The sequence below is a fragment of the Streptomyces sp. SDr-06 genome (assembly GCF_003324565.1).
GTDB lineage: Bacteria > Actinomycetota > Actinomycetes > Streptomycetales > Streptomycetaceae > Streptomyces.
Genome location: NZ_QOLA01000006.1, coordinates 217265 through 240956, shown reverse-complemented (window position 1 = coordinate 240956; position 23692 = coordinate 217265). Strand labels below are relative to the sequence as shown.

The following is a 23692-nucleotide window of genomic DNA, read 5'->3' as shown; positions in this document are numbered from 1 at the left end:
AAACGTGGCGCTGCCCTCAACTCGCGTGCCATGGACGGGAAATGAGGATCCGCGGACTTGCCTGACTGCCGTGGCCTTCGGTTCACCGGCGCATGCGGGACTGTCCGATCAGGTCTGTCGGTGGGCTGTCGGTGCCGGACCGCGCGTGTCGGTGTTCTGTCGGTGCCGCGTCCGAGTATGGACCCATCGAACCAATTAGGGAGGTCACCATGACGAACAGCATCCGGCCGCCTCACTCTCGCGACACCTCGGTCCTGGTGTCCGGCGCCGGCATAGCCGGAACGGCCCTGGCGTACTGGCTGGCGCGCTACGGCTTCCGCGTCACCGTCGTCGAACGCTCAAAGGACCTGCGGGGTGGAGGGCAGGCGGTGGACGTGCGCGGCAGCGCCCTCCAAGTGGTCGAGCGCATGGGGCTGTTGGAGGAAGTGCGGGCCCGCAGGACTGGTCTGCTCGGCATGTCGTACGTGGACGCGGAGGGTCAGGAGCTGCGCCGCACCACCGGATGGACGGCCAGCGGCGGCCCTTCGGACGGCCCCGACGTGGAGATCCTCCGTGATGAACTGGCCGCGCTGCTCGCGCAGGCGGCGGGGACGGGCGTGGAGTACCTGTTCAGCGACTCGATCGGCACCCTGGTGCAGGACGACGAGGGCGTGCGGGTCCACTTCACGAGCGGCACCGAGCGGCGGTTCGACCTGGTGATCGGCGCCGACGGCCTCCACTCGGCCACCCGCCGCCTGGTCTTCGGGCCCGAGGCCGACTACCTGCACCCGATCGGTACGTACATCGCGTCCTGGAGTGCCCCCAATCACCTCGGCCTCGACCGCTGGGAGGTCTTCCACCGGCCCGGCCTCGACGACGTGTGGGGCTGCATGGCCATGACGGTGCGGGACAACACCGAACTGCGCGTCTTCGTGGGCTTCACCTCCGACGAGCCGTACGAACGGCTGCTGCCGCGCGACCCCGTGGCCCAGAAGCGGCTGGTGGCCGAGCGGTGCGCGTCCCTGCGCTGGGAGGTGCCCCGCTTCCTGAAGGCCATGTGGGAGACGGACGCCTTCCACTACGACGTGGTGGCCCAGATCCGGATGGACGAATGGTCGCGCGGACGCGTCGCGCTCCTGGGCGACGCCGGGTACTGCTGTTCGCCGCTCACCGGGCAGGGCACCAGCGTGGCGCTGACCGCGGCCTACGTGCTCGCGGGGGAACTGCACGCGGCCGACGGCGACCACCGGAGCGCCTTCCGCGCCTACGAGGAGCGGTTGCGGCCCCACGTGACGGCCAATCAGGCGCTGCTCGCCCTGGGCCAGGAGATGCTGGCCGCCGACGCGGAGGTGCCGGGGCCGCCGGGCAGTGAGGAGGCGGCGGTCGTTGACGGGCCCGGCCGGGAGAACCTGGCGGTGTTCCAGGCCGCTGTCGCCTTCGATCTCCCGAACTACTGATGGGCCGTCAAAGCGCGGCGCATGCGTGGAGGAGAGAACCGTAGGTGCGCGCCAAACGGCCTTGCTCCGGAGGCTGTCCGGAAAGCGCAGGGGTGTGTGCCGGGCCTCAATACGATGCCCCGGTAGGCAACGGGACGGCGGACGGGGGCCCCATGGACGCGCAGGCCGAAGTCGTCGCGCCGGGCAATGAGCCCGGCGGCACGACGCACCCGGGGCGCCGGCTCAGGGCCACCGGGATCGGCGCCCTGGCCGTGCTGCTGTGGGCGTCGCTCGCGCTGTTCACCACGCTGACCGGCCGGATTCCGCCGTTCCAGCTCACCGCGATGGCGTTCGCGGTGGGCGGGGTCATCGGGCTGCCCCGGGCTGTGCGCGGAGGTGCGGGGCTCGCCCGTGGGCTGCCCGGCGGAGCCTGGCTGCTCGGTATCGGCGGTCTGTTCGGCTATCACTTCTTCTACTTCCTGGCGCTGCGCAACGCGCCCGCCGTCGACGCCGGCCTCATCGCCTACCTGTGGCCGCTGCTGATCGTCGTGTTCTCCGCGCTGTTGCCCGGCGAGAAGCTGCGCTGGTGGCACATGAGCGGCGCGGTCCTCGGCCTGGGGGGCACCTTCCTGCTGGTCACCGGCGGTCAAGGGGTGCAGCTGCGCGGCGAGTTCCTGCTCGGCTACGTGGCGGCCGTGGTGTGCGCCCTGGTGTGGTCGGCGTACTCGGTGGCCAATCGCCGGTATCCGCAGGTGCCCACGGACATGGTCGCGTTCTTCTGCCTGGCCACGGCGGTGCTTGCGATGGTGTGCCACCTGCTGTTCGAGACCACCGTGCGGCCCGACGGCTGGCAGTGGCTCGCCGTGCTCGCCCTCGGGCTCGGCCCGGTCGGCGGTGCCTTCTACGTCTGGGACCACGGCACCAAGCACGGTGACATCCGGCTCCTGGGCACCCTGTCGTACTTCGCCCCGCTGCTGTCCACGACCCTGCTGATCGCGACCGGGCGCGCCGACGCGAGCTGGCCCGTCGCCGTCGCCTGCGTCCTGGTCGCGGGCGGCGCCATGCTGGCATCGGCGGACACGCTGCGGTCGGCGCGCCGTCGGCGCCGGGCCGGGCCCCGCCCCTCCTGAGGGGAGTGCGGCCCGGTGAGGTCAGGCGTCCACCGGCCAGGTGCCCCGCCGGACCATTTCGGTCACCTTGTCGGCGCCGTTGGCCCGCACGAGGAGCTCCAGGCGCATCCGCTCGATGTCCTCGGCGGTCCACTGATCGGTGGCCATGGTGGCCTTCTCGTGCGACCAGCCGTTGTCGTAGTGGCGTACGACGTAGTCCTTCTGGAAGTCCCACATCTTCGTGCCCGGCAGCGGGGTGACGATGAACGGGTTCGCGTACGCCATGCCGTGGCCCATGAGCGTGACCGCGTAGTCGATGGTCCGCTCTATCTGATCGAGGGACTCGATGTACGGCGCGGTCCCGGGCCGCTCGGGCGGGTTGACGAAGCCCAGCATGAAACCGCCGGTGACCTGGATGCCATACTCGGTGAACATCTCCACGATCTCGCCGGTGGCCTGCTGGATGGCGTTGAGCCGGGACTTGCCCGAATGCTCCAGACTCTCTTCGTTGGCGCTCTCCACCGCGAGGTAGACGCTGTAGCAGCCGCCGTCGGCCATCGCCTTGATCAGGTCCCGGCAGGTGAGCCCGGCGCGCATGGCGGCGAGCACATTGCGGAAGTTCGGATCGCGCCGGTCGGCCTCGTCCATGCCGTCCGCGAACTCGGCGCCGAGGTGCAGCAGGACGAGGTTGAACAGACTCAGCCCACCCTCCTCGACCCACGGCAGGTCGTGCTTGCGCAGCAGCTCGAAGACCCGTATCGCGTACAGCGGGTCGTGCAGCAGGTGGTCGTCCTCGATGAGGACCTCGGTCACCCCCTGCTTGGTGATCTCGGCGAGGTGCAGGTCGAACCAGTCGGTGCCGAGCGCCCGCCACGGGCCGTTCACCATCGGTATGTAGCAGAAGTCGCAGCCGATGTTGCAGCCGATCGTCGAGAAGATCTGCGCCCAGGAGCCGTGGTCGCGCACCCGCTTGCCGGAGGAGTGGTACGCCTGCTCGTACTGGCCCATGTCCAGCATGGCGAAGTCGGGCAGCGGCATCATGCCCAGCCGCTGGTCGAGCCCCTGCCGCTTGGGCAGGATGCGCATGTACGGCGACATGGCGGTCGTGCGGACCACCGCTCCGTCTTCGCGCCGGTAGGCGATGCCGGGCACGGCGTCGATGTCACCGCCCTCCTCCGTCAGCGCCCGCAGGAGCGCCGTGAAGGTCTGGTCCGCCTCGTTGATGACCACGTGGTCGAAGGGTGAGTCGGGCACCGCGTACTGCCAGTCGCCACTGGGGTGGGCACCGCCGGTGACGGTCACGATCTCCGGATCGATGTCCTTGACCAGGTCGGCGAGAGCGCGCGCGTTGCCCCACTGGACGGTGTAGATGCACTGCACGCCGACCACGTCCGGGTCGAACTCCTCGATGATGGCGCGGAGTTGGGCGTCGTCGAGGCCGTAGCGCACCAGGGTGCTGTCGTTTCCGAGATCTACGTGACGGCGCTCCTGCTCCCAGCCGGCGAAGGGCGAGTCGACGATGCGGAGTTCGAAGCCCGCGAGACGGGCGTTGGCGGCTATGCGCAGCAGGCCGATCGGGGTGCCCGCCCGCTTCATGACCTCGAACGTGTCCAGGCCGAGCGCCCGAAAGCTGCTCCCTTGCGGAGACGGTTCGACGACCCGGGTGTACGACGGCACAAGGAGCAGGACCCGGGGCGCCTCCCCGCGGGCGCGCCGCCGGCTGCCGGACACCGAGGTGCGCAGGGAGGGCGTGCCGAGGTGGCGCAGCGGTGCGCGCTGCGGGGCGCTGGAGAACTTGACCGAGGGACTTTCGATGAGCACGGGCGAGTGGGAACCGATGCGCGACATGAATACCCCGTTGTCCGGTCCGATGTGAAGGAAGACCTTTGTTCGAGTGTGGCCTCGCGGGCTCCGCGAGAGGGGGCCTCGAGGCCAAGTGGCGCGAATCAGCGCGCGCGCCATGCGGGTTGGGCTCCAACACGACCGAAATGCACGCGCCACGCGTCATGGCCCCGGCCCATGCCCCGAACGTCGATCCGTCAAGTGGCCTACAAATCAAGAAAGTTGACCATCAGGCCATTCTCCCGAGCGGACGGGAGCCCGCCTCGAAGATCCCTTCTCCGCTGCGTTGCCCACTCGCTCGCGCAGGGGACCTGGTGATCCCCGGGTTCACAGCCGACGGGTACGCAGGACGCCGGTCAGCATGGGCAGGGTGAATTCGCCGTGGGCGGTCTCCGGCGTGCTGGCGAGGAAGGCGCGGATCCGGGCCAGCCTGGCCTCTCGTTCGTGCTCCGGCATGACCAGCATGCCGGCGCGCGTCGCCAGGGTCGCGACGAGAGACTCGGCGGTGCGGCGCTGCCCGTGCGCGAACTCGGCCCGCTCCGGCGAACCGAACCGGGCCACCGCGTCGGTCTCCGCTTTCGGCAGGTGCACGCCGGCCGTCTCCGTGCGCCACGCGGCGGGGGTGTCACGCGGGCCGATGGCCGCGCTCCCGCCGACTTGGGCGAGCCCGGCGACCCACTCGACGCGGTCGTCCAGGAGGTTCCACAGGCCGGACAGGACGCCGCCCGGCGCCAGCACCCGGGCGATCTCGGGGCCCGCGAGGGCCATGTCGAACCAGTGCAGGGCGTTGCCTGCCAGCACGGCGTCCACGGAACCGTCCGGCAGCGGGACGGCCTCGGCGCTGCCGGACAGCGCGCGGGTATCCGGCAGCGAGCGGCGCAGCTCGGCCAGCATCCCCGGGTCGGGCTCGACCGCGACGACCTCGGCGCCCAGCGCCTCCAGTGTCGAGGTCAGTTTGCCGGTCCCCGCGCCGAGGTCGAGCACACGCGGGCCCGGCGCGTGCTCGATCGCCCAGCGCACCGCCGCCTGTGCGTAGTCGGGACGGTGCTCGGCGTACGAGGCCGCCGCGGCGCCGAACGACGAGGCGTGCAGGGCCAGTTCATCGTGATCCATCCGGTCATCGTAGCCCTGCGGACGGTGGCGGATGAGGGGGAAGGCGCGTCCCACGGGAACCGTGGGCCGCAGCGGGCTCGGCCATGCGACACGATGACGTGAGGGGCGCGCAGGTCCGGTGTGTCGGGGCCGAGGTCGAGGTCACCTTTCGTTCGGCGCAGAGGCTCGGACAACCGGTTTGCCGAGGGGGTCCGTGGGTCTGGTGCGGAACGCGGCGAGGGCTGCGGCCGGTTGCTCCTGGAGCGGCTGGGGCAGGGGGTCGCCGCTGATGGAGTCGAGCACATTCTCGGCCGCCAGGCGCACCTTGCTGTTGGGGCGCTGGGAGACGGTGACCAGTACGTTCCAGGCGTGCCGACTGCTGAGGTTGAAGGAGGGCATCAGCGCGCCGCGGTGAGGTCGATGAGAGGCCGGGTTTCCAGAGCCCGGCGCAGCTGCTCGACTTCGCGGTGCAGTGCGTCGCTGTCTTCGGCGGGGGAGTGCTCGGTCACGCCGAAGGCCTCAAGTGCGCGGGGGAGGGGCGGCGGTCCTCCGGGCAGGCGTACGCGTGGCTCGTGTCGCCGAACAGGTGGGTGGTGTTGGTGAGTCCGAGGAGCCTCTGCACCTGAGGGCTGGCGCCTCGGATGCTGATCGTCTTGCCCTGCGCCAGAGCCCGGTGGCGCAGGCGGAGCAGCACGTTGAGGCCGGAGCAGTCGCAGAAGCCGACTTCCCTCAGGTCGAGGGTGATGCCCTCCAGCGAGCGGTCGAGCCTGTCGCGCAGGCCGTGGTGAAGGGTCTGCGTGCTGTCGAGGTCGAGGTCGCCTGCGACCAGGACCAGGTCGGTCCTGTCGGCGGCGCGCACCAGCAGATCCGCTGAGCGGGCGGTCAGGGCGCCCGTGATCTGCGGGAACAGCTCTGGGTCATTCACGGCAGGCTCCCCACGAGGACTCCCGGCTAGGTCCCTTTCAATCTCCCCCAGAAACCCCTCACCCGTCAAGACTTACCGGAAATTGATTTCGTCCTTTTGAGTGCACGAATCGTACGTCCTATGCTGGGCGCATGGGCGGAGTACCTGAGGCGCACACCGGCTGGACCTTCCTCACCAACCATGCCCGTGTGTTGGCGACCATCGCGGGGGATTGCACGGTGCGCATACGTGACATCGCGGCGCACTGCCGACTGACGGAACGGTCCGTGCAGAACATCATTTCCGACCTGGAGCACGGCGGTTACCTCACGCACACCCGGGAGGGCCGCTCCAACATCTACCGGGTCGCCCCCGACAACCCGTTGCGTCACCCGGCCGACAAGGCCACCGTCGCCGACCTCCTCTCCGTGCTCGCCCAGCACGACAGCATGCGGCCCTGAAAGGGCGCGACGTGCGGGAACGCGCGCGTCCCCGGCGCCGGGCGTGCGGCCGGGTGCCGGGGACGGAACGGGTCAGGAGTTGGTGCAGGTGTTGCCCGACGAGGGGTTGAGCAGGCCGACGAGGTCGATCGTGTCGCCGCACACGTTGATCGGCACGTGCAGCGGCACCTGGATGACGTTGCCGGAGATGAGGCCGGGGGAGTTGCTCGCGACTCCGACGGGCCCGTCGTCGGCCGCGGCGATCCCGGCACCCGCGACGACGGCGCCGCAGGCGGCGGTGACGGCGATGGCCAGCTTGACCTTTGAGAACACGTCAGTCTCCTTGGGGAGGGGAAGGGGGTTGTGTTCCCACTGTGTGGTGCCGCTCGTCGCCGCGCACCCAGGGCCGAGCCGTACGGGGCCCCTCCGGCCGCGCGGCTGGAGGCATGGCCGGTTGGACCGGCACACCGCGGGCCCACGCCTCAGGCGCCCGGACGGGCGGGTTCTCAGTCCGCGAGGGTGGTGATGCGGGCGCATTCACGCACCACCGCTCGCATGCTCTGATGCCGTCGATACAGGTCGCGCTGACGCTGGGCGCCGGTGCCCTGCGCCGTCAGCCGGGCGAGGGTGCTCCGCACCCTGTCCAGGTCACCGCTGTCACTCAACGCGTCCTGGACATGGGAGACGAGGGCCGCCACGACGGCCTCGGCGGGCTCCGCCCGCATCGTGCGGGGATCGACCAGTGAGCCGGACAGGCCTGACCGGGCGGCGCGCCAGGCCGCGAGGCGCAGCAGCCCCGCGCTGACCGGGGCCGGGGGCCGGCCCGCACGCCACGACGCGGCGGCGGTCTCCACCAGGGCGCGGACGAGGGCGGCGATCAGGACCGTGGTGCTCGGCTGGAGGCAGACGTCGGAGACGCGGACCTCCACCGTGGGGTAGCGGGCGGAGAGCCGGGCGTCGAAGTAGATCATGCCGTCGTCCCGCAGAGCACCAGTGCCGATCATCGACTCGACGTGGCGGTGGTAGCGGTCGGCCGAGCCGAACACCTCCGTCGGCCCGGCGGAGGGCCACCTGTTCCAGACCCGGCTGCGGTAGCTGCTGTAACCGCTGTCCTCTCCCTGCCAGAAGGGCGAGTTTCCGCTGATCGCGGTCAGCACCGACAGCCAGGGCCGGATCCGGTCGAGCACGGCGACGCCCTCGTCGTCGGACTCGACCGCCACGTGTACATGGCAGCCGCACGTCAGCTGCTCGCGGGCGGTCAGCCCGAAGTTCTCGGCCATCCAGGCATGGCGTTCCCCGAGGTCCAGTGAGGGTTCCACCGGCACGGGCGAGGTGGCCAGGGCCGCCACCGTGGCGTCCGCCTGTTCGGCGCGGCGGGCTGCCTCCCGGCGCAGCCGCACGATCTCCTCTTCGACCTCGCTCATCGCCGTCAGCGGGCTGGTCGCGAACTCCACCTGCTCCTTCTGGAGCTCCTTCTCGAACTCCTCCTCCTGCGGATCGTCCGCTCCTCGGGAGGCAGAGGGTGACACCACGACCGTGGAGAGCGCCAGCACCTCTCCGGTCAGCGCACTCACCATGAGCAGCTCTTCTTCCACTCCGACGGTGCGCATGTCCACTCTCCGATCCGTTCCGGATGCCCAGCCCAGTCCGTGTGCCCCCTCGGCGCGGAGCCATACGGAAGGGGCGAGAGGGAGATGGGGCAGGGGACGGCGAAGCCCCGGGCGCGATGCCCGAAGCGCTGAACGCCCGGCGGCCACCGGCGCGGGTGGCGGCAGGCTCGGCCTCCCGTCCGCGCGCGGGGGCGGCACTTGAGGCGATCGCGTACTGCCGGGCCGGGCCCTGTCCCGTCAGTACGTCCCGTATTCGTGGGCCGGGGCGCCCTGCCAGGCGATCTCGGGCGAGTCACCGTCGACCATCGCCTCGGCGTCGGTCGCGTCGATGCCGCTCTGGCGCAGGAACTCGATCAGGTGCCGGTCCGAGTACGCGATACCGGTGTCCTGGCCGAGGACGTAGACACGGCGGCCTCCGCGGGCCAGGGGCCGGTGTACGACGATGGGCGGCTCGGTCATGCCTCCACCGTGGCCCGCCCGACCGGGCTCCGCATGCTGAGCCCGGCCTGGCCGTCCGGCAGGAAGGGCGATCTGCCCGGCAGGGTGGCGCGGGTGTCCCGCGGACGCGGCCGCAGGGTCACAGGTCTGCGGGGTCGCGCGGTTCCAGCGGCTTCAGCGCGGGGCCCTGGAGGATCTCGCCGTCGATGCCGAAACGGGAGCCGTGGCAGGGGCACTCCCAGGTGCGTTCGGCGTTGTTGAAGGCGACGAGGCAGCCCATGTGGGTGCAGACGGCGGAGACGGCGTGCAGGTTTCCCGCGTCGTCGCGGTGGACGGCGCAGGGTTTTCCGTCGGCGCGCACGACGGTGCCCTCGCCCGGCCGGAGCTCGCCGACCGGTCCGTTGGTGCCGTCGCCGAGGGTGGCCAGGCGGTCCTTGACGAAATGCTTGCCCGTGTCCCACTGGGCCTTGAGGGCGGCGGGCGCCGTGCGGACGAGGGGGCCGATCCGCCGGGGGTCGTAGAGCTCGGCCCACGGCTGCTCGCCACCCGTGATGAGAGAGGCGATGAGCTGCGCGGCCACGACACCGCCCGTCAGGCCCCAGCCCGCGAAACCAGTGGCCACGTAGACGTTCTCGCCCGCGGTGGGCAGCCTGCCGATGAGCGGGAGGGTGTCGGTGGAGCTGTTGTCCTGCGCCGCCCACCGATGGGTGACCGCCAGGCCGGGGAAATGCTGTTCGGCCCAGGCCTGCAGATGGGTGTACCCGGCCTTCGTGTCGTGGCCGTCGCCCGGGGTGAAGGCCTCCCCGGTGACGATCAGAAGCCGGTGCCCGCCGGGCAGCGGGGCCGTGCGCACGGACCGCTTGCCGCCTTCCTCGGTGATGTACATGCCGTCGAGGTCCTGGCCCGCGGGCAGTTGTCCCGCGATGACCAGGTCGCGGTGCTGGGTGAGCCGGGCGGCCAGCAGGGCGTCGTCGAACAGCGGGTGGTGGGTGGCCACCACGACGTGACGCGCCTGGACGGTGAGGCCCGATGCCGTGGTCACCCGGCACCGATCGCCGCCTTCCACGTCGGTGACCCGGGTGTTCTCGTACAACCGGCCGCCGCGCGCGACGAGGTCGTCGGTGAGCCCCCGCAGATAGGAGAGGGGGTGGAACTGTGCCTGGTCCTCGACCCGGACGGCGCCCGCCACCCGGTAGGGAAGGCCGGTCTCGGTCACGAAGGAGGCGTCGAGCCCGGCCGCCCGGGCCGCCGCCGCCTCGGCACGCAGCGCTTCGACCCCGTCCGGCTGCTCGCAGTAGGTGAGGGCGGGCCGGCGTTCGAGTGAGCAGTCGATGCCGAGATCCTCGGCCACCTCGATGACATGGTGGAGCGCGGTGCTCTGCGAGGCGGCGTAGAGGCGGGCGGCGTCCTCGCCGTGCCGGGTGCGGAGCGTGTCGTAGATGGCCGTGTGCAGCGCGGTGAGTTTGCCGGTGGTGTGGCCGGTGACGCCTTCCGCGAGCCGGTCGGCCTTCAGCACGATGACGCTCAGTCCGGCGCGGGAGAGTTCCCAGGCGGTGCTGAGCCCGGCGATGCCGCCGCCGATGACCACCGCGTCGGCCTCCTCGGCAACCGCGGCCGGACCGAAGGTGGGGAGGTCGGCCGTCTGCGTCCAGTAGGACGGGCCGGGGGTGGGAAGTGGCTTCATGTCCGCCGACTGCCCGCGAATCCCCGACCCGACGCGCGGAAGGGGTGCCGGTCACACGGGTGGCTCTGAACCAGTCCTTTGCGGGCGCCGGTGTGGGGCGACTGGTCGAGGGGTCTCGTCCTCGCGCCGCGGGGCCGGGGCGTACGGCCGGTGACGTCGCACGGTGGCGCCGGGTACCGCGGCGGTCTGGGGCCCGGGGCCCGTCCGTACCGGCAGGCCGGAGCGTCACCGGACCGCCGGTCACCTCTCGTTCTCCATGCGCAGAGCCCGGGCCGCGAGGGCGTCGCGGAGCGCGAACAGGGCGGTGCGGTCCGCCTCGCGTGCGAAGCGTTCGAGGAGCTCGGACGCCGCGGCGTCGCGCTCGCCGTGCATCGCCTCGACGAGCGCGCTGATGCTCCAGGAAGAGCGGGAATGGTCATCGTCCACGGGGTGTCCGGTTCTGTCGCAGAGCAAGGCCGGTGTCGCCCCAGCCACCTAGTCATATCAGGACGAGCCCACCCAAAGTGGTCGACCGCGTCCCGAGCCGCCACGCGAACCGGTGTTCTCGGTCTCCGCCGAGAGCGTCAGACGCGCTGGGCGCGGTGGAAAAGGGTGTGCAGACCGTGGGGTCGCAGCGCCGCGCGGGCGGCGTTCGCGCCGGGTGCGCCGTGGACGCCTCCGCCCGGATGGGCGGCCGCAGAGGCCAGGTAGAGCCTTTTGATCGGCGTCTCGGGCCGTCCGGTGCCGGGTACGGGGCGGAAGATGGCCTGTTGGTGCAGCGCGGCGGTGCCGTTGTTGATGGCGCCGCAGTGCAGGTTCTCGTCCATGGCCTGGAGCGTGAGCGGGGACAGGACGCGGCGGGCGCGGATCAGGGCGCGGAAACCGGGCGCGAACCGCTCGACCTGCGCTTCGACACGGTCGGCCATGGCCTGTTCCTCCCGCTCGTCCCACCGGCCGGTGAGGGCGTCGGGCCCGGCGTCGGACGTGATGCGCTGGGGCATATGGGTGTAGGCCCACGCCGATTCCGTGCCCGCGGGCGAGCGGCTGGGGTCCGCCGTCGTCATCTGGCCGAGCAGGATGAACGGTTTGCCGGGTACCTGCCCCATGGCGATCTCGGAGGCGAACCGGGTGAGCCCGTCGAGGCCGTCGGCGAGGTGGACCGTCCCCGCCCCGTCCGCCTGCGGCGCGGTCCAGGGGATGTGTCCCGCCAGGGCCCAGTCGACCTTGAAGGTCGCGAAGTCCCACTGGAAGCGCTTGAGGTCGGCGACCAGGCGTCCGGGAAGGTGCTCCTCCCCGACGAGGTCCCGGTACAGAGCGGGCGCCGACACATCGGCGAGCACGGCCCGGCGGGCCCGGATCGTCTCGCCGTTGGCGCAGGTGACACCGACCGCCGTGCCCTCGCGTACGACGACGGACGTGACCCGCTCACCGCACCGCACCGTGGCGCCCCGCTTCTCCAGTCGGCTCACCAGTGCCCCGGTCAGGGCGCCCGCGCCGCCGACGGGGACAGGGAAGCCATGGCTCTGGCCGAGCATCGACATCAGCCAGCCGAAGCCGCCGCTGGCCGAGGACTCCGGGCCCAGATCCGCGTGCAGAGCGCAGCCGGCCAGCAGGATCCGGCCCCCTTCGCCGGTGAACTCCTCCTCGCCCAGGCGCCGCACGGGCAGCGTCAGGTTCCGGGCCAGCCTGAGCCCCGCGGGGGTGCGGAGCTGCGCGGCCAGGCGGAGCCCGGCGCGTACCGGTGGGAAGGGCGTGAACAGGGCCTGGATCAGATCGGGCGCCACCGTGCGCCACATGCCGTACATGTCCTGCCAGGAGTCGCCGTCGCCCGCACCGAACCCGGCCAACCCGGCCGCGGTGTCCCGCACGTGGCGCTCCAGGACGGCGCACCGGCCGTCCGGCAGGGGGTGGGCCAGGACCCGAGGGGCATGGCTCCATCGCAGGCCTTCGGCCGCGAGGTCCAGGCGGGCGAGGACGGGGGAGGCGGCCGCCAGCGGATAGAAGGCGCTGAAGAGGTCCGAGACGTAGTCGGGGTGGACGCCGCGGTCGCTGCGCACCGCGCCGCCGGGCTCCTCCTGCGCCTCCAGCACTTCCACGCTCCACCCGGCGTCCGCGAGGAGGTTCGCGGCCACGAGACCGTTGGGGCCGGCTCCGATCACCACGGCGTCAGGCATGACGGGCCCCGGCGGCGTCGCGCTCGACGACCTTGGCCAGGCGGGCCAGCATGCCCCGGTGGCGCAGCTGGAGCAGTGCTTCGCTCACGGGGTTGTGCAGGGTGCCGCCCACGCCGCGCAGCGGATGTTCGTCGCAGATGACCAGGGTGCCCTCGCCCCAGGGCCGGAGCTGGAGGTAGATCCGGGCACTGCCGAGGGCTTTGAAACCCGCCTCCAGTTCGAGTTCCTCGCACGCCTCGCTGTGCCGGACCGTCGTCGTGCCCTGGCCCGCCCACGGCCCGACGCGCAGGGTGAAACGGAGCCGCGAACCGGTCCGCGGCCAGGCCTGGTCGAGGGGCTCGGACTTGTCCGGCCCCACCACCCAGTCCCCGTACTGCTCGGGGTCGGCGAGGACCGCCCACACCTCGGCGGGGGAGCGCTGGATCAGCTGGTGGCGGATGGCCATGAAGAGTCCTCCTCGCCGGTCTACGGCTGTGACGGGCCCGCGGGGCCTGGCGCGCTCGGCGGAAGAGCCGCCCGGGCCATGCCCGGCAGACAGCGGGAGCGCCGTGCCGCGATGCTCTTGGACGACTGCCTGGCGGGGGGCGGAACACCCCTGCTTCCTTGCTCGCACGAGCCCTGTGACGTGGCCTACGGGGCGAACGTCGGAGACGGCAACCTCGGGCCATGACCCGGCCCTCGCTTCATCGGCGCCGTCCAGCCCATGGTGCGCGCCCCGGGGCACGCTCGCATCCGCCCGTGCCGTCACCCCTTCCGCGCCCACCCGCCGCGCGCGGCGGGTGGGCGGGTCCCCCGCACAGGCCACGGGGGGACGGCTCCGGCGCGCGTGCCGACGGCTCCGCACCTAGCGTGTTGCTGTCAGTAGTTCTCTCGTCACGCTGGGAGTTTGTGATGGCCAAGGGCAAAGGCAAGATGGACCAGGCCAAGGGAAAGATGAAGGAAGCCGCGGGCAAGGTCACGGGCAACGACTCCATGAAGGCCGAAGGCAGAATGGACCAGGCCAAGGGCAAAGCGCGCGAGACCCGGGCCGAGGCCGAAGACCAAGCCCGCGAGGCAGTGCGCAACATGCCGGGCCGGAAGAAGTAGCCGCCCGGTGCACAGAGCAGGCTCGCAGGGCGGCCCCGTACTGCCGGGCGAGCCTGCTGTGCCGTCAGGGCGAGGAACGCCGGGCAGACCGGTGCTCCGCTGGGTCCCTGCCCGGTCGGCTGTTTGGATTCGCGCCGCGGGGGTTAACCGCATCACATGCGATTCCTGGCAGGGAAGTTGACGTCCGACGGCCCGCGCCCCACGGCGCGTGGCGGCGCTGAGCAGTGCGGGGCCGCGGCGGCGAGCCTCCTGAAGGCCATGGACGCGCTCGGCGGGGCGCGGCAGCTGGACCGGGTGACCGGACCGTTGCAGCGCGCGGTTCGAGCGCTGCCGCTGGGCTCCTGCCGCGATGTGCTGCACGGCCGTCCGATCGGGCACCCGCTGCATCCGGCGATGGTGCAGGTGCCGATGGGGGCGTGGCTGTCCTCCGCGGTGCTCGACTGGGTGCCGGGCGCAGGGCGCGGCGCACGCCTGTTGGTCGGGGTGGGCGTCGTCTCGGCCGCGCCGGCCGCACTCGCGGGCTGGGTGGACTGGGCGGAGCAGCCCGAGCGGCAGTTGCGGACCGGTGTGGTGCACGCGGCGTCGAACGCCGCGGCCATCGGCCTGTACGCGAGCTCGTGGGTCGTCCGGGGCCGGGGCAGGCCGGTGTTCGGCCGGTTCCTCGCGCTCGCCGGGTTGACCGCGGCGAGCGTCGGCGGCGTGCTCGGCGGACACCTGGCCTATCGGCAGGCGGTGGGCGCCAACAAGACGGAGCCGATCGACCACCTGGTGGAGCCGGGGTGGCACAGTCTCGGCGACGCCGAGGCCTTCCCGGCCGGACAGGCGGTCCGGCGGATGCTGGGCGAGGTCCCGCTGCTCGTGATGCGGGTGCCGGACGGCGCGTTCCATGTTCTGGTCGACCGTTGCAGCCACATGGCGGGCCCCCTGTCCGAGGGCAAGGTGGCCGACGGATGTGTGGAATGCCCTTGGCACGGCAGCGTGTTCAGGCTGGCGGACGGCGAGAACGTACGAGGGCCGGCGACGGCACCGCAGCCCACGTTCGAGAGCAGGCTCAGTGCGCGGGGCGAGCTGGAAGTACGTCTGCCAGGTGCGGCCTGATCCATTCCCCTTCCGTGCCGGGCTCCCCTGCGACGGGAGGCCCGGCGCGACAGCGGGCAGGATGCGGACGCGGGATCAGGCGGGTTCAGCAACTTGCATGAGGTGCTGGAACGTTGTCATGCAAGGCAGGCAGTGGTGATCGGTTTCCTTGTTCTCGGTCGGCTCAAGGGGGCGGCCGCACAGGGTGGTTCGATGGTCATGGGCGACAACGTGCCACACCTGGCGATCGCCAGTGACGGCTGTGCCGACGTGCATTTCGTACATGGCAGTCCTCCGTAGCGTTGGACAGCACTCCACGTCATCACGACTGCGGGCCCCGCGCCTTCTTGAGGCGGCGTTCGGGTGAATTTTCGGTGGCGCCTGTGATGTCCTCACCGCGCCGCTTCACCGCCTCGGGCCTGCGGTGACGCGGCGCGGTTGTGGGCTCGGACGGCTCGCCGGTGCGAGCGCGGCGCCCCGGCGGGGACGCGTGGCCGACCCGGCTTCGGGTAGGCGCGGCTGGGTGCGCCCGCCGCCCCTCGTCATGGCGGCCTCCGGGGCCGCGGGCGCACCCACCTCGGTGCGCTTCGCCGAAGCCTTGACGGGTCCGACCACGGTCCCGCGGGCCGGGAGTGTTGTCCGCGACGGCACGGGTACCAGGCACGGACCGCCCATCGAAAGCGAGGACCCACCATGACCGATCGCCGGCCCGAGGGGCCAGGAGACGACGGAACAGCCACTCCCGAGCCGATTCCGCGGGACCTGCCCGACCAGCAGGCCGGGCTCGACACCGATCCGTGGGAGGCCGAGGGCGATGCCGCGGACAGCACGCGCAGCGAGCGGCCCGATCCGGAGATCCCCGACACGGACGAGGCGGGCACCGGCCGCCGAGGCGCCCCGCACTCCGGCAACAAACGCGCGGGGCACCCGATTCCGGACGAGTCGTCCGCTTGACGTGGTGGGCGTGCTGCCCGTCTTCGGGGGCCTCGCGCGGCCGGGAGGAGATCGAGCCTTCCTCGGGGAAGCGGGCGTTCTTCGCTGGACAGCGGGTACGCGGCGTCGACGACCTCGGCCGTGCAAGGCAGCGGCAGATGCCATGGACTCCTGCGGATGCGAGTGACAACCACCCGGAGGCTGTTTGAGGTTCGCGGCACTGCGGTCATGGCTGAGGTGTCCTGACGAGCGCCACCGGGAGATGAGCATGACCACAGAGCACCCTCACGCAGATGCCGCGGCCAACGGGGGCGGTCTTCCGGGCAAGCCGGGAGCTGCGACGCCGTCGGTGGCCGAGCCCACCGAGCCCGCCGGTCCGCTGCCCCCGAAGCCGGACCAGCGGGGTCCGGAAACCGTGAGTCCCACCGGTCAGGCCACGGGCGCCGACCCGGCGCGCACCGCGCAGAGCGGCGCGTACCTCACCACGGCGCAGGGGAACCGCCTGTACGAGAGCGACCACTCGCTGAAGGCCGGACCGCGCGGCCCCGTCCTCATCCAGGACCACCATCTGCGCGAGAAGATCACCCACTTCGACCATGAGCGGATTCCCGAGCGTGTGGTGCACGCACGCGGCGCGGCCGCCCACGGCGTCTTCCAGGGCTATGGCACCGCCACCGAGGTGACGCGGGCGGCCTTCCTGGCCAAGGACATGGAGACCCCGGTGTTCGTGCGGTTCTCCACCGTCCTGGGCTCACGTGGTTCGTCCGACGCCGTGCGCGACACCCGCGGCTTCGCGACGAAGTTCTACACCGACGAGGGCACCTTCGACCTCGTGGGCAACAACATTCCGGTGTTCTTCATCCAGGACGCGATCAAGTTTCCGGACGTCGTGCACGCCGCGAAGCCGCACCCCGACCGCGAGATCCCGCAGGCCCAGAGCGCGCACGACACGTTCTGGGACTTCGTCTCCCTGCACACCGAGGCCACCCACCACACGCTGTGGAACATGTCCGACCGCGGCATTCCGCGTTCGTACCGCATGATGGAGGGCTTCGGCGTCCACACGTTCCGCATGGTCAACACGGCCGGGCGGAGTGTGCTCGTGAAGTTCCACTGGAAGCCGAAACTGGGTGTGCACTCCCTGGTCTGGGAAGAGGCCCAGCTGATCAACGGGATGGACCCGGACTTCCATCGCCGGGACCTCTTCGACGCGATCGAGGCGGGCGCCTTCCCCCAGTGGGAGCTCGGCATCCAGGTCTTCCCGGACACCCCCGAGCAGACCTTCGAGGGAATCGACCTCCTCGATCCCACCAAGATCGTCCCTGAGGAGCTCGCTCCCGTTCAGCCCGTCGGCCTGATGACCCTGAACGCCAACACCAAGAACTACTTCGCCGAGACCGAGCAGGTCGCCTTCCACCCCGGCCATCTGGTCCCCGGCATCGACATCACCGACGACCCGCTGCTCGCGGGCCGTCTGTTCTCCTACCTTGACACCCAGATCAGCCGGCTCGGCGGCCCCAACTTCGCGCAGATTCCGATCAATCGGCCCCACGCGCCCGTCAACGACATGCTCCGCGACGGCATGCACCAGACCGCCGTCCACACCGGCGTCGCCCCCTACCGGCCCAACAGCCTGGACGGCGGATGCCCCTTCCTCGCGGGCGCCGACACGGGTGCCTACGTCGAGACCCCGGTGCGCATCCCCGAGACGAGCAAGGTCCGTGAGGCGGCCGCCTCCTTCGAGGACCACTTCAGCCAGCCGCGGCTCTTCTGGCTCAGCATGAGCGCCCCGGAGCGCGAGCACATCATCGCCGCCTACACCTTCGAGCTGAGCAAGTGCTTCGAACAGGCCGTCAAGGAACGCAACTTGCAGGTGCTGGCGAACATCGACCCGGAGCTGTGCGAGCAGGTAGCGGCGGGGCTGGGCCTGCCCGCGCCCCAGGCCACCGTGGCGCCAGCCCAGGTCGCTCCGAGCCCGGCGCTGTCCCAGCTGGGACGTGCCTGGCCGACGGACGGCCGGGTGGTCGGCATCGTCGCCGACGCGTCGGCCGACCTGGAGGGCGTACGCGCCGCACGGCAGGCCGTCCTGGCCGCCGACATGGTCCCCCTCGTCATCGCGCCGGTCGGCGGGAACCTGGACAGTGAGGGCGATCCCGTCGCCGTCCAGCGGACCTTCGCCACCGCCCGGTCCGTCGAGTACGACGCCCTCCTGTTCGCCGGAGCCCCCCGGCCCGGCGCGGACGCCTACGGCGCCCGGGACGCCAAGGCCGGCTCGCCCGCGCCGCAGGGGCCCGACCCGCGGGTGCTGTTGCTGCTGACCGAGGCGTACCGGCACGGCAAGGCGATCGGCGGCTGGGGCGACGCCCGGGACATGTTCGAGGCGTCCGGCATCGAGGAGGGCGAGGCCGGGTGTGTGCTGGGCGACAGCGGGCCGGCCGTCGTCGAGCGCGTCACCCGGGCGCTGGCCGAGCACCGCGCGTGGGACAGGTTCCCGCCCGCTCTCTGAGTCCCGTGGGGGGGTGCCCGCACGGGGCACACCCCCCCCTTCGGGAGCGGAAACCTCCCGGGCGGGCCCGAGCCCGACCACGTTCCGTATCCGTACGAGAGCGGACGAGCAGCCCGGCGCACCTGGCGTGTGACTGTCCGGTTCGCCGGGTATTGGCCTGTCACGGAAGTGAGTCCTGCGCCTCTTGGGAGCTGCCCATGCCCACCACCGACGCCATCGTGATGCTGCGGGAAGGCCACAAGGAGATCAGGCGCCTCATCCGCTCGTACCGGGCCGACCGGGATCCCGGTGTGGTGGAGAAGTTCTTGCGCGCCCTGACCGTGTACATGCACATCGAGCGGGAGGGCATGTACCCGCGGGTGTCGGTTCTGGCCCCCGAGACCGAGCTGACGATCGTGGCCTTCCGGGAGGAACACCACATCGCCGAGGTGCTGGCGGCCGAGCTGCTCGACATGCGTCCCGAGGAGATCGCCTTCGACGCGAAGACGAGCCTCTTGATGGACATTGTGGAGCGGCACATGGACGCGGAGGACCACCAGTGGTTCCCGCAGGTGCGGGCCTCGGTCGGGCGCAAGGAGCTGCGGGAGATCGGCGCCTGGATGACCAAGCTCGCCGAGCGGGCTCCGCAGCGGCCGCGCCGCCCCGATCGGCAGAGGATGTGGGACGCGGTGGCCGCCTGAGCCGCCGCTCGCCCTCCTCTTCTTGATCTGCGGGTGCCCGCATCGAGGCCGATCCCGAAACCGCCGGGGGGGTCCGCCCATACACGACACGGGGCGGGGTACCCGGGACGGGCCCGGCCGCCATACCGTCCCTCACGCGGGCCGGAGGTCACCCGCCCCAGGGCCGTTGGCCCCGTGGTTTTCGCGGACGGCCGGGCAGGAGCAGTGCACGACGATGCGGACTGGCGGCCGGTTCCAGCCGACCGCCAGAAGGAGGGAGCATCATGGCACCCGTCCGTCATGACCTGGACCGCGCCTGGGAGTTGGCCACCAGCGCGAACGATCTGCCCGAGTGGGGACCCGAACCCCAGTTGCTGCACGTGTTGACCCCCGGCCGCGCGGACGCCTGGGCCTGCGGTACGCGTCGCAAGATCCTGTGGCGTCTGCATGCCCAGGGGCACGACGCGCGTCCGGTCCGCCTCAAGCTCGTCACCGCCGACCAATGGCGCGGCACGGTCGCCCAGTTGGCGACGGAGGTCGATCCCCGCGACGGCGGCACGGAAGTGACCGTGCCCGAACTGCCCTTGGGGACGTACTGGATTCAGGTTTCCCGCGGCAGTCGGCTGCTCGCGACGAGCAGGCCCTTCGCCATCGGCCCGGCCGGGGGAGCCCGGACGGTCCACGGACTCCGCCGCCTGCGGCCGGGGCGGCCCCGGGCCTCGGCCTTCCCGAGTCGGTACGGGGCCTAGCGGGCCGGAGGAACGGGGTCGTCCTGGCCCGGACGAACCGAGGCCGCTCCCGGAAGCAGCGGGAGGCAGGCCAGGAGAAGGAGACCGGCGAGCGTCCAGGGGGCGTCGAGGCCGGTGTGCTGGGCCAGGGCGCCGCCCGCCGCGGCGCCGACCGGCATCGCGCCCCACGCGGCGAGCCGGTAGCCACTGGTGACCCGCCCCAGCATGTACTCGGGAGCCAGGCGTTGCCGCAGCGACACGGTGCATACGTTCCACAGCACCACCCCCGCGCTGTTGAGGGCCAGCATGAGGGCGACGAGCGGCCATCGTGGCAGCACCGCGACGACGAGATAGCTGAGCGCCGACACGGCGACCGAGGCCCGCAAGCTCCACGCGGAACCCAGCCGCCGTACGGTCCCGGGCGCCGTTCTCGCTCCGGCGAGGCTGCCGGCCGCCGCCGCGACCAGCATCAGGCTGTAGCCGTAGGGCGGCAGGCCGAGCCTTTGTTCCACATAGACGACGAGAACCGCGTAGACCGCCTGTTGCCCAACGCCGAGGACGGCGACCACCACCATGAGGCGGCGCAGCGTCCGGTCCTGGCCCAGAAACCGCAGCCCTGCCCAGGTGCCGCGCACAAGACCCCGCAGCCCGCGTTCGTGGTCCTCTGTTCCGCCGGGCGCGGGCCGCTCCGGCAGGGTGGTGAGGAGCAGCGCCGACGCGAGGAACGTCAGACCGTCGGCGAGGAAGGGCAATGGGTGCCACACCGCCCACAGCACGGCGCCCAAGGGCGGTCCGATGAACCCGGTGCCGGTGATCTGGGCGGCCAGGATCCGGGCGTTCGTCCGCTCCAGTTCGTGGTCGGCGGCCAGCGCCGGCACCACGGCCTGCGCGGCACTGTCGAAGAAGACCTCGGCGACACCCGTGCCGAAGGCCAGCAGCACCAGCAGCACCACCGGCGGCCGCACGATCGGCACCACCGCGAACAGCACGAGCAGCGTGACGCAGCGCGCGAGGTCCCCGCCCACCATGGACCGGCGTCGGGGGATGCGGTCCACCAGGGTGCCGATGACCGGTGCGAGCAGCCAGGCCGCCCGGCTCGCGGCCGCGACCACGGACACCCAGAAGACCTGACCGGTGCTCCACATCGCGAGGAGCGGGAGTGCCGCGAACCGCGCGCCGTCGCCCACCGAGCTGAGCGCATTTGCGGCAACGAGCCGACGCAGGGCCGTCGTTGTCGGCCCGCCCGGCAGACGGGCTGAGGGAATGGCGAACCTCATGGGGCAGGGTTCTCTCTGCGGCGGGCGGTCGCGGCGCGCTCAAGAAGCCGCTGCGGCACATTCGGTGAGTGGACACAATCGACCAGCAGCGCGTACCCAGTGCGCGGCGGACCATTCCTGTCGTCCTGGATTTCTATGCCGCCCTTTTACCCCCGCCGAACAAGCCCCGTCTCGATTGCTCGGGACGGTTGACACGGCTTTCCCGCGGTGGAATCTTCGGTAAGCGTCAGTCGCTGATTTGTCGCCAACAAGCATGTTCCACCGGCCTGTTGGTACCACTGCCCATCGCACTCGCCGAGATCTGTGACGAGTAAGGGAGTAATTCGACAGGGGCCACTGTATGCAGAAGCCTGCGCTTGTTGCGCTGGCCGAGCACCCCGTGTTCGCCCAACCGGCAAGCATCATCGACCGAGTATACGAAACCTATGATTTCCTTCTCGAATGCGTCGCACCCGATTTATGGTCGGCGGATTCGAAAGGGCGCCGGGTCACCCCCGACATAGCGCTGGATCCTGTGAGTCGGCACGCGTGGGATCAGGCGCTGCGCAGCATTCGCGATACTCCCGCGTGCCGACGGCAGTTGGCCGCAAGGGCAGACCCGCTCCACGCCGGTGCCACGCTGGCAGCCACCGAGGAGCGCGCGGGAATCCACCAGGGGATCAAGGTGTCCGGCCACCGGCTGAACCTGCTGAGCGACCCCGCCCTGCCCGCCGCCTCCCACCGGCAATTCGAGGCGCTCTTCCGTCGCCACCTCAGCGCGGGAGAGAACGCCGACCATCTGGCCGGCTGCACGGTCGAGGAATCCGCGATGGTGCGCGCCGCGGTCGAGCTGATGCTCACCACGGCCCCCGAGCTGTGCAGCGGCTTGGTGCGGCACGCCCGCTACATCGTCGCCGTCGACGGCCCCGACGCCTTCGACAGCGCCTCCACCCAGGAGATTCCCGGAACGGCGTTCGTGGCCCTCCGCTGCATGCGCACCCCCGAGCGGCTGGCCGAGGCGCTCGTCCACGAGTTCGTGCATCTGCGCCTCTACGACCTGCAGACGACGAGGTCGATCTTCGCTCCGGCCTACGACACCGAATCCGCACCCACGGTGGCGCCGGAGTGGCACAGAGACTCGAAGGTCTCGCGATGGCCCGTCGACCGGGCCCTGGCGGCGGCGCACGTCTACGTCCACCTGGCCGCATGGTTCGAGCAGCGGGCCGTCGACGGCGGCGGGCCGGACGCGGAGCAGTCCGCCGAGACCGCCGTCCTGCGGGCCGCCAGTCTGCTCGACAAGGTCGCCCGGCACGCTCAGGGCTGCCTCGGCCCGGCGGGCCAGGACTTCCTGCGCTGGCTGACGCAGGTCCACGAGGGCAAGGTCGGACCCCGCCCCCGGGAACGGGTGCCGTCATGACAGGTGGAAAGGCGACCGGTCCCGGCCCGCGCCGGGCACACCTCCTGATCTCCCTGGGCGCGAGACCCCTCGCCACCACCCCGCACCTGCCCTGACCTCTCCTGCCGTGCACCACCGCGGACGCGCGGCGTCCCGCACAGCCCACTCCCCGGCCCTGTATCCGCCCCCGGCACTCAGGTGCCCGTTGTCCCGCAGGCCCTGACGCCGTCGCGTCGAGCCGTCATTTCTCAGTGCCGGTGCCCGTCGGTGCCGACCAGGACGGAGACCCATGGATCTCGTACTCAATGAGCCCCTCAAGAGCTGGTTGCAGGTCACGCAGTCGTGCAACCTGAAATGCCGCCAGTGCTACGGAGACTGCGAGGCCCGGCCCCGCGGCGAGGAGATGCGCCGGGAGGAGTACGCGGCGCTCATCCGCGAAATGGCCGACTCCGGCGTGATCGAGGCCTTCGTCGAAGGAGGCGAACCCCTCAACCGGCCGGACATCCTCGACCTGCTCGGGGAGTTGACGCCTCATGTGATGACGCGGCTGCGCACCAACGCGACGCTGCTGACCCCGGAGGTGGCCGCGCGGCTGAAGGAGATCGGGGTCGGCGAGCTGTACGTGGACGTTCTGGGCGCGACCGCGGCCACCCACGACTGGCACGTGCGGGTGCCGGGGTCCTTCGACAAGACGGTCCAGGGGGTGAGGAACGCACAGACCGCCGGGCTCTCCGTATCCCTGTTGATCATCATGACGCGGCGCAACGTGCACGAACTCCAGGACGTGTTCGACCTGGCGGCCGACCTCGGCGTCACCCGGGTGGGGGTGCTGCGCCTGTACCCGCTGGGCCGGGCCCGTACCCAGTGGAAGGACCTGGCGCTGCGGCTGCCCGACCAGATGGCCGCGCTGGAAGCGCTGCGCGTGCCCGACTCGGTCCACCTCATGACCTCCTGGCACCCCAAGGACGGCAACTGCTGCTGGCAGAACGCCGGCGTGGACGCCACCGGCCGCTCCGTCGGCTGCGCCTACCTGCGGGACTACGCCGACTACGGCAACGTCCGCGAGGTCAGCTGGCTGGACACCTGGAACAACCCCGTCTACGTCCACAACCGGGGCGCCCACGTGGACGGCGGCTGCGAGTCCTGCGAACAGACCCAGGGGTCGTCCGGCGGATGCAGGTCCACGGCCTTCGCCTTCACCGGTCGCTGGGACGCCCCCGACCCGTTCTGCACCACGACCAACGGAGGGATCGATGTCTCTCAGCTCCCCGGCGACCTCGACGACCGGCGTGTCCACCCGGCCGTTCCGGCTACGAGCCGACTGCTTTGAGCAGAACGGCTCCGCCAGGTTCCGTCCCATCCCG

General features: G+C 71.4%; 24 protein-coding genes. 11 read left to right on the top strand and 13 right to left on the bottom strand.

Going from position 1 to position 23692, the window contains the following annotated elements:
* Positions 1-209 precede the first annotated feature (209 nt).
* The gene (locus DT019_RS16030; protein WP_114037464.1) at positions 210-1436 is read left to right on the top strand and encodes an FAD-dependent oxidoreductase; all 1227 of its coding nucleotides are present in this window, start codon (positions 210-212) and stop codon (positions 1434-1436) included.
* 152 nt (positions 1437-1588) lie between these two features.
* Positions 1589-2545: a DMT family transporter gene (locus DT019_RS16025; RefSeq protein WP_223279579.1), complete on the top strand. Its 957-nt coding sequence runs from the start codon at positions 1589-1591 to the stop codon at positions 2543-2545.
* 21 nt (positions 2546-2566) lie between these two features.
* Here the strand turns inward: DT019_RS16025 and DT019_RS16020 are convergent, their stop codons facing one another.
* The 4 genes from DT019_RS16020 to DT019_RS16005 all read right to left on the bottom strand — a co-directional run bounded on the left by DT019_RS16020 (position 2567) and on the right by DT019_RS16005 (position 6383).
* Entirely contained in the window at positions 2567-4372 is a 1806-nt protein-coding gene (locus tag DT019_RS16020; RefSeq protein ID WP_114037463.1) for a B12-binding domain-containing radical SAM protein, read from the bottom strand.
* A gap of 321 nt (positions 4373-4693) precedes the next feature.
* Complete coding sequence (locus DT019_RS16015) at positions 4694-5479, bottom strand: class I SAM-dependent methyltransferase (protein ID WP_114037462.1); 786 nt, start codon at positions 5477-5479, stop codon at positions 4694-4696.
* Between the two features lie 141 nt (positions 5480-5620).
* A complete protein-coding gene (locus tag DT019_RS16010; protein ID WP_114037461.1) occupies positions 5621-5857 on the bottom strand; it encodes a hypothetical protein in 237 nt (78 codons plus the stop codon).
* A gap of 106 nt (positions 5858-5963) precedes the next feature.
* Positions 5964-6383 (bottom strand): STAS domain-containing protein, encoded by a 420-nt coding sequence (locus tag DT019_RS16005; RefSeq protein WP_189389605.1) that lies wholly within the window; start codon positions 6381-6383, stop codon positions 5964-5966.
* Positions 6384-6514: 131 nt separating this feature from the next.
* Between DT019_RS16005 and DT019_RS16000 the strand changes: the two genes are divergently transcribed.
* Positions 6515-6823: a helix-turn-helix transcriptional regulator gene (locus tag DT019_RS16000; protein ID WP_114037459.1), complete on the top strand. Its 309-nt coding sequence runs from the start codon at positions 6515-6517 to the stop codon at positions 6821-6823.
* Positions 6824-6895: 72 nt separating this feature from the next.
* Here DT019_RS16000 and DT019_RS40235 read toward each other — a convergent pair whose 3' ends face one another.
* The 7 genes from DT019_RS40235 to DT019_RS15965 all read right to left on the bottom strand — a co-directional run bounded on the left by DT019_RS40235 (position 6896) and on the right by DT019_RS15965 (position 13132).
* Entirely contained in the window at positions 6896-7135 is a 240-nt protein-coding gene (locus DT019_RS40235) for a chaplin (RefSeq protein ID WP_223279577.1), read from the bottom strand.
* 173 nt (positions 7136-7308) lie between these two features.
* A complete protein-coding gene (locus DT019_RS15990) occupies positions 7309-8412 on the bottom strand; it encodes a glutamate--cysteine ligase (RefSeq protein ID WP_114037605.1) in 1104 nt (367 codons plus the stop codon).
* 237 nt (positions 8413-8649) lie between these two features.
* A complete protein-coding gene (locus DT019_RS15985) occupies positions 8650-8871 on the bottom strand; it encodes a hypothetical protein (RefSeq protein ID WP_114037457.1) in 222 nt (73 codons plus the stop codon).
* 118 nt (positions 8872-8989) lie between these two features.
* Positions 8990-10534, bottom strand: a complete 1545-nt coding sequence (locus DT019_RS15980; RefSeq protein ID WP_114037456.1) for an FAD-dependent oxidoreductase — start codon at positions 10532-10534, stop codon at positions 8990-8992.
* A gap of 240 nt (positions 10535-10774) precedes the next feature.
* Positions 10775-10960: a hypothetical protein gene (locus DT019_RS15975; protein ID WP_114037455.1), complete on the bottom strand. Its 186-nt coding sequence runs from the start codon at positions 10958-10960 to the stop codon at positions 10775-10777.
* Between the two features lie 137 nt (positions 10961-11097).
* Entirely contained in the window at positions 11098-12687 is a 1590-nt protein-coding gene (locus tag DT019_RS15970) for a phytoene desaturase family protein (RefSeq protein WP_114037454.1), read from the bottom strand.
* On the bottom strand, positions 12680-13132 hold the full coding sequence (locus DT019_RS15965; RefSeq protein ID WP_114037453.1) for an SRPBCC family protein: 453 nt from the start codon (positions 13130-13132) through the stop codon (positions 12680-12682). The genes DT019_RS15970 and DT019_RS15965 overlap by 8 nt, the downstream gene beginning before the upstream one ends.
* A 446-nt stretch (positions 13133-13578) precedes the next feature.
* Between DT019_RS15965 and DT019_RS15960 the strand changes: the two genes are divergently transcribed.
* Together DT019_RS15960 and DT019_RS15955 are read left to right on the top strand one after the other, a co-directional pair.
* On the top strand, positions 13579-13773 hold the full coding sequence (locus DT019_RS15960) for a CsbD family protein (RefSeq protein ID WP_189389603.1): 195 nt from the start codon (positions 13579-13581) through the stop codon (positions 13771-13773).
* A 156-nt stretch (positions 13774-13929) separates the two neighbouring features.
* Complete coding sequence (locus DT019_RS15955; RefSeq protein WP_411292712.1) at positions 13930-14871, top strand: Rieske 2Fe-2S domain-containing protein; 942 nt, start codon at positions 13930-13932, stop codon at positions 14869-14871.
* A 75-nt stretch (positions 14872-14946) separates the two neighbouring features.
* On the opposite strand, the gene DT019_RS15950 is transcribed toward DT019_RS15955, so the two are convergent.
* Complete coding sequence (locus tag DT019_RS15950) at positions 14947-15135, bottom strand: hypothetical protein (RefSeq protein WP_114037450.1); 189 nt, start codon at positions 15133-15135, stop codon at positions 14947-14949.
* Positions 15136-15543: 408 nt separating this feature from the next.
* Here DT019_RS15950 and DT019_RS15945 point away from each other — a divergent pair, with 408 nt between their 5' ends.
* From DT019_RS15945 to DT019_RS15930, 4 genes are all read left to right on the top strand, one after another.
* On the top strand, positions 15544-15804 hold the full coding sequence (locus DT019_RS15945) for a hypothetical protein (protein ID WP_114037449.1): 261 nt from the start codon (positions 15544-15546) through the stop codon (positions 15802-15804).
* Between the two features lie 247 nt (positions 15805-16051).
* Complete coding sequence (locus DT019_RS15940) at positions 16052-18289, top strand: catalase (RefSeq protein ID WP_223279575.1); 2238 nt, start codon at positions 16052-16054, stop codon at positions 18287-18289.
* A gap of 197 nt (positions 18290-18486) precedes the next feature.
* Positions 18487-18969, top strand: a complete 483-nt coding sequence (locus DT019_RS15935) for a hemerythrin domain-containing protein (protein ID WP_114037447.1) — start codon at positions 18487-18489, stop codon at positions 18967-18969.
* A gap of 263 nt (positions 18970-19232) precedes the next feature.
* A complete protein-coding gene (locus DT019_RS15930; RefSeq protein WP_114037446.1) occupies positions 19233-19697 on the top strand; it encodes a hypothetical protein in 465 nt (154 codons plus the stop codon).
* Here the strand turns inward: DT019_RS15930 and DT019_RS15925 are convergent.
* Entirely contained in the window at positions 19694-20953 is a 1260-nt protein-coding gene (locus DT019_RS15925) for an MFS transporter (RefSeq protein WP_114037445.1), read from the bottom strand. The genes DT019_RS15930 and DT019_RS15925 overlap by 4 nt on opposite strands.
* Positions 20954-21533: 580 nt before the next feature.
* Here DT019_RS15925 and DT019_RS15920 point away from each other — a divergent pair.
* Entirely contained in the window at positions 21534-22349 is an 816-nt protein-coding gene (locus tag DT019_RS15920) for an aKG-HExxH-type peptide beta-hydroxylase (protein WP_189389599.1), read from the top strand.
* A 268-nt stretch (positions 22350-22617) separates the two neighbouring features.
* Entirely contained in the window at positions 22618-23658 is a 1041-nt protein-coding gene (locus tag DT019_RS15915; protein ID WP_114037443.1) for a radical SAM protein, read from the top strand.
* The last annotated feature ends 34 nt before the right edge of the window (positions 23659-23692 follow it).